The organism is Methylobacterium litchii (genome assembly GCF_038442315.1).
Classification (GTDB): domain Bacteria; phylum Pseudomonadota; class Alphaproteobacteria; order Rhizobiales; family Beijerinckiaceae; genus Methylobacterium; species Methylobacterium litchii.
The window spans coordinates 1-12,590 of sequence record NZ_JBBXMY010000027.1; the positions used below are offsets into that span (position 1 = coordinate 1).

At 63.3% G+C, this 12,590-nt stretch carries 9 protein-coding genes and 1 pseudogene; 8 read left to right on the forward strand and 2 right to left on the reverse strand.

Annotation, left to right across the window (positions count from 1 at the left end):
* Positions 1-84, reverse strand: a pseudogene (locus tag AAHF99_RS25685) (IS5/IS1182 family transposase); the annotation flags it as partial.
* Between the two features lie 522 nt (positions 85-606).
* Here AAHF99_RS25685 and AAHF99_RS25690 point away from each other — a divergent pair.
* From AAHF99_RS25690 to AAHF99_RS25700, 3 genes are all read left to right on the forward strand, one after another.
* Complete coding sequence (locus tag AAHF99_RS25690; protein ID WP_342167185.1) at positions 607-2,505, forward strand: putative bifunctional diguanylate cyclase/phosphodiesterase; 1,899 nt, start codon at positions 607-609, stop codon at positions 2,503-2,505.
* Positions 2,506-2,682: 177 nt separating this feature from the next.
* Positions 2,683-4,032, forward strand: a complete 1,350-nt coding sequence (locus AAHF99_RS25695) for a globin-coupled sensor protein (RefSeq protein WP_342167186.1) — start codon at positions 2,683-2,685, stop codon at positions 4,030-4,032.
* Positions 4,033-4,438: 406 nt separating this feature from the next.
* Entirely contained in the window at positions 4,439-5,317 is an 879-nt protein-coding gene (locus AAHF99_RS25700) for a transporter (protein WP_342167187.1), read from the forward strand.
* 469 nt (positions 5,318-5,786) lie between these two features.
* Here the strand turns inward: AAHF99_RS25700 and AAHF99_RS25705 are convergent, their stop codons facing one another.
* Positions 5,787-6,749 (reverse strand): LysR family transcriptional regulator, encoded by a 963-nt coding sequence (locus AAHF99_RS25705; protein ID WP_342167188.1) that lies wholly within the window; start codon positions 6,747-6,749, stop codon positions 5,787-5,789.
* Positions 6,750-7,052: 303 nt separating this feature from the next.
* Here AAHF99_RS25705 and AAHF99_RS25710 point away from each other — a divergent pair, with 303 nt between their 5' ends.
* From AAHF99_RS25710 to AAHF99_RS25730, 5 genes are all read left to right on the forward strand, one after another.
* Positions 7,053-8,246: an ABC transporter substrate-binding protein gene (locus AAHF99_RS25710; RefSeq protein ID WP_342167189.1), complete on the forward strand. Its 1,194-nt coding sequence runs from the start codon at positions 7,053-7,055 to the stop codon at positions 8,244-8,246.
* 136 nt (positions 8,247-8,382) lie between these two features.
* Complete coding sequence (locus tag AAHF99_RS25715) at positions 8,383-9,258, forward strand: branched-chain amino acid ABC transporter permease (RefSeq protein ID WP_342167190.1); 876 nt, start codon at positions 8,383-8,385, stop codon at positions 9,256-9,258.
* Complete coding sequence (locus AAHF99_RS25720) at positions 9,255-11,036, forward strand: branched-chain amino acid ABC transporter ATP-binding protein/permease (RefSeq protein WP_342167191.1); 1,782 nt, start codon at positions 9,255-9,257, stop codon at positions 11,034-11,036. The genes AAHF99_RS25715 and AAHF99_RS25720 overlap by 4 nt, the downstream gene beginning before the upstream one ends.
* Complete coding sequence (locus tag AAHF99_RS25725) at positions 11,036-11,773, forward strand: ABC transporter ATP-binding protein (protein ID WP_342167192.1); 738 nt, start codon at positions 11,036-11,038, stop codon at positions 11,771-11,773. The genes AAHF99_RS25720 and AAHF99_RS25725 overlap by 1 nt, the downstream gene beginning before the upstream one ends.
* Positions 11,774-11,854: 81 nt before the next feature.
* The gene (locus AAHF99_RS25730; protein WP_342167193.1) at positions 11,855-12,556 is read left to right on the forward strand and encodes a cyclase family protein; all 702 of its coding nucleotides are present in this window, start codon (positions 11,855-11,857) and stop codon (positions 12,554-12,556) included.
* The last annotated feature ends 34 nt before the right edge of the window (positions 12,557-12,590 follow it).

Here is a 12,590-nt window from a genome sequence, read left to right on the forward strand (position 1 = left end):
ACCGCCCTTCGGCTTGGCCCGTTCAGGCGGCAGCAGCGGTGCGATCTCGGCCCACAGGCCATCGGGAAGGAGCGGTCTCGCCATCTTCACTCAACGCGCCAAACCCGGTTTTGTTAGAGCCTCTAAGACGCCATCGGCGCTTCCCGAAAGCGGTCGTTCGTCAGCCCTGCGGCAACTTCGGTTACGGGTGGCAAGCCGTCTTTGGGTTGCCGTCCGAAAGCCGTCATTAGCCTGTGCGCCCATATCGGTGATCTCAGGCAAGCCGGCTTGGCCTTCCAGTCTCCTCGCGGCGGCTTCGGTAGCGGCTTGTCGCCGCTCCCGGCGCGCTTGGGCTTGCCGCTCCGCATTGGCTACCAACTCGGGGCTGAACCTGCCCGTTCTAGTTTACGGCTCATGAACTACCAGCTGACTGCCGACATCTGTTCCGAATCCTGACCGGAGAACCCGTTCGAGACCGACAAAGGGCAGTGCGTCCTTCTCCGTGGCAATAGATAGAATTTGTTAAGAGTGCACTATCAGATTGCGAACATTGCATCGGCTAAGAACTAGGACCACAGCTGCTCAATGTTACATCGACTGCTGTCTCTCGATCCCTGTGACGAAGTCGTGATCGCGCAAGTCGAAGCGTTTCGCCGTCGTGTACCGATCCTGTATGCGGTTCTCTCGTTGAATACTGTTGCAGTGGCGGCCGTCCACTACAGCATCGTATCTCCTAATCTCTCAGTTTACACCCCGGGCGCAGTCGTGGCATTTATGCTCGCTCGCGGTATCCAATGGTATCGAGTGCGTCAGGGCGCAGTTTGCGCAACGCAAGCGCGCCGTATGCTTGGACAGACGACTATCTTAGGTATCGTTCTCGCCCTCTCGATGCTGAGCTGGTCCTGTTTTTTGTACGGCGCACATCACGATGCTGGCTCGGTGACGGCCGGTATTACCAGACGTGGATATGTAGTCCTCTACGTCGGCTTGACCGTCATTTGCTGCATTTCTTTGCTCATGCATGTCAGGCTTTCTGCACTTGTGATCACGGTCATGGTGATCCTGCCGTTCAGCGGCTTTCTGATGATCCACGGTTCACTCGTCGAGCGGGCAGTAGCGATCAATCTCACTTTGGTCGCCGCCGCGATGCTTTACGTCCTATTCGTCGCTTCCCATGATTTCGCGACGCTCGTGCGATCTAGAAGCGAACTGCAAGCGATCGGCGTCCAACAGGAACAGCTGGCCAACACTGATTCTCTCACCGGCCTCAGCAACAGACGGCAATTTTTCGCGGCTTATGAGGAGATGATGGCTAGGGGAGATCACTTTGCCTTATTCTCCATGGATCTCGACGGGTTTAAGCAGGTCAACGACGTGCATGGACACCCAGCGGGCGATATCGTGCTCGCCGAGATCGCTCTTCGAATAACGTCTGCCCTCCCCGAAGCCTTTTGTGTTGCCCGCGTAGGCGGTGACGAATTCTGTGTCCTGCATCCGTTGCGCGATCTCAAGATGCTGACGACGCTTGCAGAAAACATTATCTCGGCGTGCGGCGCGCCCATTCCCTATGCTTACGGGATGGTAGCGGTCGGTATCTCGGTCGGCATCAGCGAAGTCGATCAGGCGATTGCCTGCACGACGAATTGCAATCCGATCGAGCGCGCGGATTACGCGCTGGCGCACGTCAAGCGGAGTGGTAAGGGGCGATATGAGGTCTTCGCCCCGAGCCATGAACTGAACATCCGCCGTCGCGCGGCCGTGGAGCAGGCGCTGCGGGCCGCCGACCTCGGCGAGGAGATCCACCTCGTCTATCAGCCAATCGTCGATGCTGTGTCGAACAAGCCAATCGGTTACGAGGCACTGGCCCGCTGGCATAGCCCGATCTTGGGCGATGTCATGCCGGCCGAGTTCGTACCGATCGCCGAGCAGTGCGAGCGTGTCCAGGCTCTGACCCGCATCGTCGTCGCCAAGGCTCTCGATCAGGCCCGCACTTGGCCGTCATCCGTCCGGATCAAGATCAACCTGTCGGCCCGGGATATCGCGGACAGCGCGCAGATGCTTCGTATCCTGCAGATTCTGTCAGCCTCAGCAGTATCGCCTTCCAGGGTCACATTCGAACTTACGGAGACCGCGTTCGGCGACCTGGAAACAATCAGCGCCAGCGTCGCGCTAATTCGTGCGGCAGGCACCAGCCTCGCTATCGATGACTTTGGTATCGGCTATTCGAGTTTGAGCTATGTGCATCGCCTCGAACCGAACTTGGTCAAGATCGACCGCAGCTTTGTCCAGCGGCTTGGCTGCGATCGTTGCAGCGAAAGCATCGTCAAGACGATGGTCGAACTCTGCCGCAATATCGGGGCGCGCTCGTTAGCCGAAGGCGTGGAAACGATCGCGCAACGTGACAAGCTGCTGGAGCTGGGCGTGCAGGAGTTGCAGGGCTTTCTGTTCGCGCGCCCGATGGCAGCCGATAAGCTGCAGGTCGGAGCGGATGCGGTATTGCCGGCGGCGGTACGGCCCGCGGCGTAGACAATTGGCCCCCTTCCGGCCGCGCTAACAGTTCGACGATTAGCGAGTGAGACACTGCGACGCTGTGCAGCTTGAGACGCGCCGATCACTTTTCCTTATCGGCACGACCCCATTAACCGGGCTTTCGGAAGCGACGCATACGGTCGGGAGAATTTGCTACCCTATTGTGAGACCGTCATGCCCACGAACACCAAGCACAAGAAGAGCCTTGGTGTTTTTGGCGTCACGGCGGACGATGTCATCGCGTTGCGAGCTTACGCGAGCGACGTCAAACAGATGATGCCCACGCTGCTCGCGCGGCTGGGTGACACGTTCGCGACTTGGCCCGAGATCGATAAGGCGCTGAAGGTATCGGAGGTCCACGAGGCGCGACTCGCCCATTGGACGCTCGTCGCGACGGGCGAGATCGGACCAGAGTTCGATGCCTCCGTGGAACGCTTGGCTAGAGCGTTCAGCCGTCACAACGTTCCGGCCTACGCTGTCGTCATCTGTCACTCGGTAGTATCACGTGGCCTTGTCGCCGAACTCGGCCTCGCCGCCCCCATCGACGACAGATTTGGGTCGCCTGGCCGGATGAAGCAGCTGCGTGAGCATCGCGCCCTCAGCAGCGTGATCAGCCGGTTGGCGTGGTTCGATCTGGAGCTGCTACTGGAGACATATGCTCGTGTCGAGGACGAGCGCCGTAGCGAGGCCGCGACGCAACTCGAAGGGTTCCAGCAGCAGGTTCTGGATATAGTGGCGAGTGTGGCGCAGGGTGCCGATAGGGTGAGCGAACGTGCCGCCACGACGGCGAAGGCGACGACGCACACCGCCGAATTGGCGCAGACCGTCATGGGCGCGTCTCAGGAAGCCTCGCAGAACGTGGATGGGGTCGCGGCGGCGGCAGAGGAATTGTCGGCGTCCCTGAGCGAGGTTTCGCTGCAGGTTACGCGAGCCGCAGAGATTGCGCAGTCCGCCAACTTGGCCGCCCACCAGACCGACACGACGGTTCAGAGCCTTTCGGGCTCTGCCACCAAGATCAGCGACGTCGTCTCGCTCATCTCTTCGATTGCCTCCCAGACCAACCTGTTGGCGCTCAATGCCACCATCGAAGCTGCGCGTGCCGGCGAGGCGGGCCGCGGCTTCGCGGTGGTGGCCGCTGAGGTCAAAGATTTGGCTGGTCAAACCGCTAAGGCAACCGAGGAGATCTCGGCCCAAGTTGCAGCGATGCAGGGCGCCACCAGTTCGGCGGTTACAGCGATCGAGCGCATCGCCGTGATGATCGCCGAGATGGACCAAGTCGCCGCTACGATGGCCGCAGCTGTCGACCAGCAGCGTGCCGCAACGCATGAGATCGCGGGCAACGTGAGCCGGGCGGCGTCCGGAACGCAGCAGGTCGCCGGTAGCATCACCGGGGTTAGTGCGACCGCCCAGACGGCTGGTAGCGCCGCCAGCGAACTTCAGGAAGTAGCTCGCGATCTGGCAAGCCAAGCCACCAAGCTGGAGCAGGCGATGACGGCGCTCGCAACGCGAAGCAAAGCGGCGTGATAAAAAAAGGGTCCAATTTGGGTATGCGGCCAAAAACCGGCGCTATCGGTTCGCTATGGATGTGTCCTCAGCGAACCGCCTTTTGCATCTGGTTTAGACCCAACCCAGTCATCTGAGCGGTCGTTGGCACTTCCCATGAGCGGTCATTGGTGGGCCGTCCGGCAATCTTGGCGAGGGGTGGTGAATGGACCTCCGCCTTGCGCTTCAAATCAAACACCCGCTACGCATTAGGCTTCACTGTGGGTACGGTTGGGAGCATCCGAGGAAGCGAGCCTTCGATGCGACGGCTGTTGCCCAAAGGCTACGTTCGTGTCGCAACTCTGCGCCACACGCACAGGAAGGCCGCTTAGTCCGTACCGGCATGCAATAAAGGCCGATCCGACGACGGAAAAGTTTGGATTACGGCATGACGACAGCTAGGCTTATCCAAGCGACCCACATTGCTGCTATCGGCGCTGCCACGCTTACCTATGGGCTATCAGGCATCCCGGCGCGGGCCGGTTCAGCGGCGCAGCCTGGACAGACTGTCGGTATACCGACCGGCGCTCCGTTGCCGATTGGGCTCTACTTCATTGATACGTCGAGTTTCGGTTCCCGTGATATCACGCCCCGCAGCACCGACTCAAACATCAACCTGCCGTCCTTCATTTGGGCGACACCGGCTGAGGTAGTCGGCGGTCGGTTACAACTCGTCGTGCTGCAACCGATCACGGCTTCCAGTACGCGTGGTGCGGCGTACCAGAGCGGTTTCGGCCAGACACTTCTCGCTGCACAAGTAGCCTGGAAGCTCGGCAACAATCTCAACTTTAGTTACCTGCTCGGCGCGTACCTTCCGAGCAAAACTAAAATTGTCATTCAAAATCCAGTTTTGCATCAGCGCCTTGCCATCACCTACAACGGCGATGGCTGGAATATCACCGGCAACTTTCTCTACGGTACCTTCTTCGATACGCGGACTGCCAGCGGCACCTTTTACCCCGACTTCCTTAATCTCGATCTCACGGCCACCAAGCATTATGGCAAGTGGGAAATCGGGCCGGTAGCCTTCGGATCGACCGACCTTCCAACAAACAATTCGTCCTATGCTCGGCAAGGCCAGTTCGCAGTGGGCGGACTCGTGGGATACAACTTCGGTCCGGTCAATCTCCAAGCTTACGTTACGCGGGACGTCGTTCAGCGCAACTACGCTGGACTTGAGACCCGCGGCTGGTTGCGCGTAACGGTACCAATCTACCAGGATAAAGGTGAGACACCTGAGCCTAGCCCTATCCTGCGCAAGTTCTAAAATCGCCTCGGACATGCGGGATGAGAGGCGTTTTCTCCTGCGATGAATGCGCGAACGTCCGTAGCCAGATCCTGCATGTCTGAATGAGTCGGATCAGCCAAGCCTTGGGGCGGACCGTAAGCGGAAGCGAAGTCGACGTCCGATTTTACGTCTTGCCGCCAAAAAGCGGACTGGCAAAAAATTAAAACACTTGAGTCATCCAGATGCGCTCACCGCCGAGACTGAAGTTGGCCGATTGCAGCCTGTCCGCTTCGAGCCTCGGATTATCATAAGCGGACGTCCGGCGCGGCTCAGCTGAAGGCTTCGAAATGATCCTGACCAGTCAACGGCTCAAACGTATATGCATAATTGCGGAATGTGTCGCAGCGGAGCTTCGGATGACTGGCTGAATGGCAAGCCAAGCTCAGGCTCGCTACGTTCCAAGTCATTCTTACGGTTCGCAACGGTTGGCTGAAGCAGACGACGCCATTCAGGCGCGAGCGCGCAAAGGGGCCGGACGCTCCGACGGCTTGAGGCGGGCGCGCCAGACGGAGCGCTCGACGAGATTTCCGATTACGCCCGCCAAGACTTCGGCAACGGCCTCGCTGCCGCGTGCATTCAGGGTTCGTTGGGAGACCACCACCGAGAGCCTCCAGGATGGCGTTGGATCGGCGATCGGTATCGCGACCATCTCGCCGCTCTCGATTTCCGCAGCCAATGCGAAATGCGGCATGACGGTCGCGAAGGCCTGAGCGCGCACGAGCTCCGCGATCGCGGGCAGGCTCTCGCAGTCCGTTGCCGTCGGTGTGACATCGTGGCGAGCCGCGAGCTGTTCGATCACGGTGCGCAGCACGTTCGGTCGGCCCGGAAGTACAACCGGGAGCGCTTGGTCGAAGACCTGCCGGAACGAAATCTCGCGGCGGGCGGCGAGCGGATGAGCCGCCGGCACGATGAACATGAGCTCTTCGACCATCATCTCGGTCCAGGCCACGTGCTCGAAGGCCTTGTGGTCGTAGAGCAGGGCGACGTCGAGGCGCCCCGACTGGATCCACTCATCGAGCGTGCCGCTCATCGCTTCGACGATGTGCAGGCTGATGTTCGGCAGTGCCTCGGAGATCGCCTGGTACAGCGGCAGTGACAGGCCCCGGCAGGCCGAGGTCGGCAACCCGACCGAGATGCGCCCGCTCGGGCTCGTCGCCTGGGAGCGCACGACCTCCTTCGCCCGCTCGACCTCCTGCAGGATGCGTCGCGCATGGTCGTAGAACTTCAGTCCGAGCTCGGTCGGCGTCACCCCACGCGCGTGGCGGAACAGCAGCTCGACGCCCAGCTCGTCTTCAAGGTTGCGCAGCTGCTGGCTGAGCGAGGGCTGGGCGATTCGCAGCACCTCGGCGGCGCGCGACACGTTCCCGCTCTCGGCGATCTGCGCGAAATAGCGAAGCTGGCGAAGATCCATGGCGATCCTGGTGAAGACTCGTATCAAGGATCCGCGAAGCTCCACCACGATGTCAAACTGCTCTGATGCCGAGCAATCTGCGCAAGCTATGTGCACCGCATCGAAATAAAACTAATAAGCTCAGCTAGTTATATGAATTGCAGCAAAAACTCGATCGCCTATGATCTGCACTGATAGGTTTTGCCAATAGCTCATATCGGAAATTGGTCTTTGATGTCGTCTGTATTCGTTGCGTAGCTTCGCGTCGGCTGAACGAGCAGCGGGCAGCAACCGGCGCCGCCATCAGAAAATTGGAGACCTCTCATGGATGCGCACAAGTATTTGCGCGGCCTCTCTGTGGCTGCGTCCTTGACTCTAGCGGTTCCCGGCACGGCACTAGCGCAGCAGGAGCCCTGCATCGGCAACTCCGCGGCGATCACGGGGCCGGCGGCGTTCGGCGGGCAGGCGATCAAGATGGGCGCGGAAATCGCCATCGAGGAGATAAACGCCAAGGGCGGCGTGCTCGGCAAACCGTTGCGCTTCGTTCAGTACGACGACGCCGGAGCGCCGCCGCGCGGCGTCGACAATACCCGGCGCATCGCGCTGGCCGACAAGTGCGTGGTCATCCTGGGCGGATATCACTCGACCGTTTCCGTGGCTCAAGTGGAACCGGTGCACGCCATCGGTATCCCCTTCGTCGGCGTGCTCGCCGCGAACACGCAAGCGATCGAGAACGGACGCAACCCGAACTACATGTTCCGGGTCTCGGCCAAGGACAAATGGGTCGCTCGGTTCCTGGTCGAACAGGCCGCGAAGGTCTCGAAGACCGGCAAGATCGCATTCTTCTACGAGAACACAGGCTGGGGTAACGGTGCCGTTCCGGACGTCAAGGCCGCGATAGCCAAGGCCGGCAAGGAGCTGGTCGCGACCGAAACCTTCAATTGGAACGACCAGGACATGACCGCCCAGGCGATCCGGGCTCGGGATTCCGGTGCCGACGTGGCGCTGTTCTGGGCTCTCGACCGCGAAGGCAACCAGCTCGTCCGTTCGATGGACAAGGTCGGCTACAAGCCCACCATCATCGGTGCCTGGGGCATCGCCGGCAATCTCGGAGAACTCGCCGGCCCGCTCGCCAACGGCGTCGAGGTCGTGCAGACCTACAGCTTCATGGGCGACCTCGACCCGAAGGGCCAGGCGCTCTGGCAGAAGATCCAAGCCAAGTACGGATTGAAGGACCCGTCGCAGATCAAGATGGGCTCTGGCGTCGCCAACGCCTACGATGCCGTCCACATCGTGGCGCAGGCGATCGAGAAAGCCGGTGCCTACGACTGGAAGAAGGTCCGCGAGGCGCTCTACCAGGTCAAGTACGACGGCCTCGTCGCCAAGTATGACCCGGCCTTCGACGCCTCCGACCCCGAGCGCCAGGACGCGATCCTGCCGGGCTACTACAAGCTGACCGTCTGGTCCGACGGCAAGCTCCTGCCGATCGCGCAGACCCCGTACGGCAAGACGAACTGAAGGCGCGCGCGCCTTTCGTTCCTTCCACAGCGGGAAGGGCCGGGGCGGTTCGTCCGGATCCCCCCTCACCGAGCCGGACCGCCCCGATTCCGCTGAACGACCCGTCCGCCTCGCATCGGGAGCAACCGCGGCAGCCATGACGACCGCCCTGCAATACATCCTTTCGGGCCTCGCGATCGGAGGCATCTATGCCCTGGTCGCGCTCGGCTTCCACATCATGTGGTCGGCCGCGAAGGCCGTGAACTTCGCCCACGGCGACACCCTGATGATCGGCGCCGTGCTCGCGGTGATGGGCGTCGATGCCGGCCTGCCGCTGCCGCTCGCCTGCCTGCTGGCAATCCTGGCCGGGGCGCTGTTCGGCGTCGTGCTGGAGCGTTTCGCGGTGCGGCCCTTCATCGGCGCGAACGCCTCGATCGGCTGGATGCTGACCACGATCGCGGTCGGCATCATGGCGGAGTCGCTTGCCACCATGCAGTTCGGCGGTTTCTCCCGCCCGCTGCCTTCGCCCGGGGTCGCCAGGGCGATCTCGATCTTCGGCGCGGGCGTCTATCCGCAGGAACTCGTCATCCCGGCAGTCGCAGTGCTGGCGATGATTGCGCTCCACGTCATGCAGCGGCACACCCTCGTCGGGCGCGCAATGCAGGCGGTGGCCCACAACCGACAGGCGGCGGCCCTGATGGGCATCGACGTCGATCGGATCGTGATGTTCACCTTCGGTCTCGCCGCCCTGTTGGGTGCGGGCGCGGGCGTGCTCGTCGCACCCGTGATCCAGGCTTCTGCCAGCATGGGAGTCCTGCTTGGGCTCAAGGGCTTCGCGGTCGCCATCATCGGCGGCATCACCAGCGGACCCGGCGTCGTGCTGGCTGGCCTCGCCTTTGGCGTCATGGAGAAGTTTGTCGAGGGCTACATCTCGACTGCGGCGCGCGAGATCGTCGGCTTCAGCGCGATGATCCTCGTGCTCCTCGCCTTCCCTCAGGGCCTGTTCGGCCGCCGGGAGATCTTCAAGGTATGAAGACCCTCCACACGCTCGGCTTCGCGCTGCTCGCGGCCATCCTCGTCGCCGTCCCGCTCACCTCCGGCAACGAGTACGAACTGCGCCTGTTCATGCTGTTCCTGATCTACGGCGTGATCGCGGTCGGCCTGAACGTCCTCGTCGGCCTCACCGGCCTCGTCTCTCTGGGCCAGGCGGGTCTGTTCGCGCTCGGCGCCTATACCGGCGCGATCCTGGCGATCCGGTTCGGCCTCGACCTCGTCGTCGCGAGCATCGGCGCCGCTCTGGTCGCAGGCCTCTTCGGCGCGGCGCTCGCCTATCCGAGCGTGCGGGTGCGGGGCGTCTATCTCGCGGTGGTGACGATCGCCTTCGGCCTCATCGTCGAGAACGTCGCCATCGAGTGGCAGAGCCTCACCGGCGGGACCACGGGGCTCACGGGCATCCCGGGCCCGAACCTCTTCGGGTATCCGCTCTCCGGCTACGCCTTCTACGCGGTGCTCGCGGTCACGCTCTTCCTCGCCACGCTGGCGACGCACAACCTGAAGCACTCGGGCTACGGCCGCGCCATGCTGGCGGTCGCCCAGAGCGAGACGGCTGCACGCAGCCTCGGCATCGGTGCAACGGGGATCCGCACGCTCGCCTTCGCGGTCGCGGCGGTCACGGCGGGGATCGCCGGTAGCTTCTACGCCTTCCTCAACGCCTACATTTCGCCCGACATCTTCACCTTCTCGGATTCCGTCCGCTTCCTGCTGATGGTGATCCTGGGGGGAGCGGCCTCGACCTTCGGGCCGGTGCTCGGGGCCTTCATCCTCACCTACCTGCCGGAGGTGCTGCAGCGCTTCGCCGAGTGGCAGAAGTTCGCCTATGGCGCCCTGCTCCTCGCGGTGATGTTCGGCCTGCCGGGCGGCATCCTCGGCACGCTGGGCCAACTCTACGCCCGCCTGCGCCCTGACCCGCGCGGCGTCGATCCGGCCGAGGGGATCCCCGCCGCCGAGACCCTGGCGGGCCGCGAGCCCGCGAGCCTCGAGACCGCCGGCCTCACCGTTCGCTTCGGCGGCCTCACGGCGCTGAGCGCCGCGAGCATCCGGGTCGCCCCGGGCGAGATCCACGCCCTGATCGGTCCGAACGGGGCCGGCAAGTCGACCTTCGTCAACACGATCTCGGGCTTCTACCGGCCGAGCGAGGGAGGCGTGCGCCTCGACGGCACCGATCTCGCCGGCCACAAGGTCCACGGCATCGCTCGCCTCGGTCTCGCCCGCACGTTCCAGAACACCGAGCTCTTCGGGCAGATGACGGTGCTGGAGAACGTCTTGGTGGGCGGCTTCAGCCATCACGGCTACGGCCTCCCGGGCGCGATCCTGCGTACGCCCCGCTTCCGCCGCGAGGAGGCCGCCTGCCTCGCGGCCGCGATCGGCCTGCTCGACTTCGTGGGCTTGAGCGAGGCGGCCAACGAGCAGGCGCGCTTCCTGCCCTTCGGCCACCAGCGCCGCCTGGAGATCGCCCGGGCTCTCGCCACGCGGCCGCGCCTGCTGCTCCTCGACGAACCCGCCGCCGGCCTGACCACCCAGGAGATCGACGAGCTGGAAGGTATGATCCGGAAGATCGCGGGTCTCGGCGTCTCGGTGCTTCTCATCGAGCATCATGTCGACCTCATCATGGCGGTCGCCGACACCGTGACGGTCCTCGACTACGGACAGATCATCGCGAGCGACCGTCCGGAGGCGGTGCAGTCCGATCCGCGGGTGATCGAAGCCTATTTCGGCGGCCCGTCCGCCATCCTCGACGAGGAGGCAGCCTGATGGTCGATGAGCCCTTGCTCGTGGTCGAGAACCTGGAAGTCCGCTACGGCGCGGCAACAGCCCTCCGCAGTGCAAGCCTGACCGTACGGCGCGGCCAGCTGGTCGCCGTTATCGGCAACAACGGGGCTGGGAAGACCTCGCTCATGCGCGGCCTCACCGGGCTCGTGCGCCCGAGTGGCGGTCGCGTCCTGTTCAAGGGCAAGGAGGTCACGCGGCTACCCGCTCATGCCAAGGTCGCGCGCGGCCTCGCCATGGTTCCCGAGGGACGCCTGATCTTCCCGGACCAGACGGTCGAAGACAACCTGATCCTCGGCGCCTACACCCACGGCGGCCTCAGGACCGCGCAGGCGAAGCAGACTCTCGAGCGAGCGTTGGCCCTCTTTCCACGTCTGCGCGAGCGGTTGCGTCAGCCCGCCGGCAGCATGTCGGGCGGCGAGCAGCAGATGCTCGCCATCGCCCGCGGCCTGATGACCGAGCCCGACCTCCTCGTCATCGACGAACTTTCGCTCGGCCTCGCGCCGCGGGTCGTCGAACAACTGATCGGCGTCCTGCGCGACCTCAACCGCCAGGGCCTCACCATTCTTCTCGTCGAGCAGCTCGCATCCTACGCGCTCGCCATCGCCGACCATGCCTACGTGGTGGCGCAGGGGCGCGTGGTGCGGGACGGCCCGAGCGGGCTTCTCGCCCGCGATCCGGAGGTCATGGAGACCTTTCTCGGCAAGAAGAAAGCCGCCTGAGAGCGGCATCTCCGGAAACCCGATCCGACGCGGCATCCGTCGATTCCGCGAACGATCCCCCATGACCTGTAAGGACCCGCCATGCCCCAGCGCGTCGTCGATCTGAGCCTCCTGATTGAAGACAACATGCCGGCCCACAAGCTCTTCCAGCGGCCGGTGCTCACCACTCATCTCAGCCACGAGAGCTCGGCAGCCCTCGGACTCGGCGTCCCCGGCGACGCGATGACCTTCCAGACCAACTTCATCGCGATGCTCGATCACGTCGGCACCCACGTGGACGCGTTCCTGCACGTGAACCCGAACGGCCAGCCCGTCGACGAGATGCCGCTGGAGATGTTCATGGGCAAGGCCGTCTGCTTCGACCTGCGCCATATCCCAGACCTCGGTGACATCACCGTCGCCGACATGGAGGCGGCAGAGGCCAAGAGCGGCGTGAAGGTCGACGGTCACATCGTCCTGCTCTGCACCGGATTCCACGCCCGCAACTATCCGAGCCTCGACTCGGTGTGGAAAAACCCGCTGCTCACAGCCGAAGCGACGAAGTGGCTGTACGAGCGCGGCTCGAAGATGCAGGGCGTCGAAGGTCCCTCGACCGACACGCCGAGCGACAACATCTTCGCCCAGCACCGCCTCTGCCGGGATCTCGGCATGAGCCATTGGGAGTGGCTGGTGAACCTGGAAGAGCTTTTGGGGAAGGGTGAGGTGCAGTTCTTCGGCGTCCCGCTGAAGTTCAAGGGTGGCTCCGGCTCGCCGGTCCGTGCCTTCGCCATCGTCAACGACTGACGCGCCTGCGGCGCCCGGAGGGGCGCCGCACCTC

What these genes read in the sequence shown, in the direction of transcription:
- AAHF99_RS25695 (WP_342167186.1), top strand. Translation starts at nt 2,683, where the DNA reads ATGCCCACGAACACCAAGCACAAGAAGAGCCTTGGTGTTTTTGGCGTC.
- AAHF99_RS25700 (WP_342167187.1), top strand. Translation starts at nt 4,439, where the DNA reads ATGACGACAGCTAGGCTTATCCAAGCGACCCACATTGCTGCTATCGGC.
- AAHF99_RS25705 (WP_342167188.1), bottom strand. Translation starts at nt 6,749, where the DNA reads ATGGATCTTCGCCAGCTTCGCTATTTCGCGCAGATCGCCGAGAGCGGG.
- AAHF99_RS25710 (WP_342167189.1), top strand. Translation starts at nt 7,053, where the DNA reads ATGGATGCGCACAAGTATTTGCGCGGCCTCTCTGTGGCTGCGTCCTTG.
- AAHF99_RS25715 (WP_342167190.1), top strand. Translation starts at nt 8,383, where the DNA reads ATGACGACCGCCCTGCAATACATCCTTTCGGGCCTCGCGATCGGAGGC.
- AAHF99_RS25720 (WP_342167191.1), top strand. Translation starts at nt 9,255, where the DNA reads ATGAAGACCCTCCACACGCTCGGCTTCGCGCTGCTCGCGGCCATCCTC.
- AAHF99_RS25725 (WP_342167192.1), top strand. Translation starts at nt 11,036, where the DNA reads ATGGTCGATGAGCCCTTGCTCGTGGTCGAGAACCTGGAAGTCCGCTAC.
- AAHF99_RS25730 (WP_342167193.1), top strand. Translation starts at nt 11,855, where the DNA reads ATGCCCCAGCGCGTCGTCGATCTGAGCCTCCTGATTGAAGACAACATG.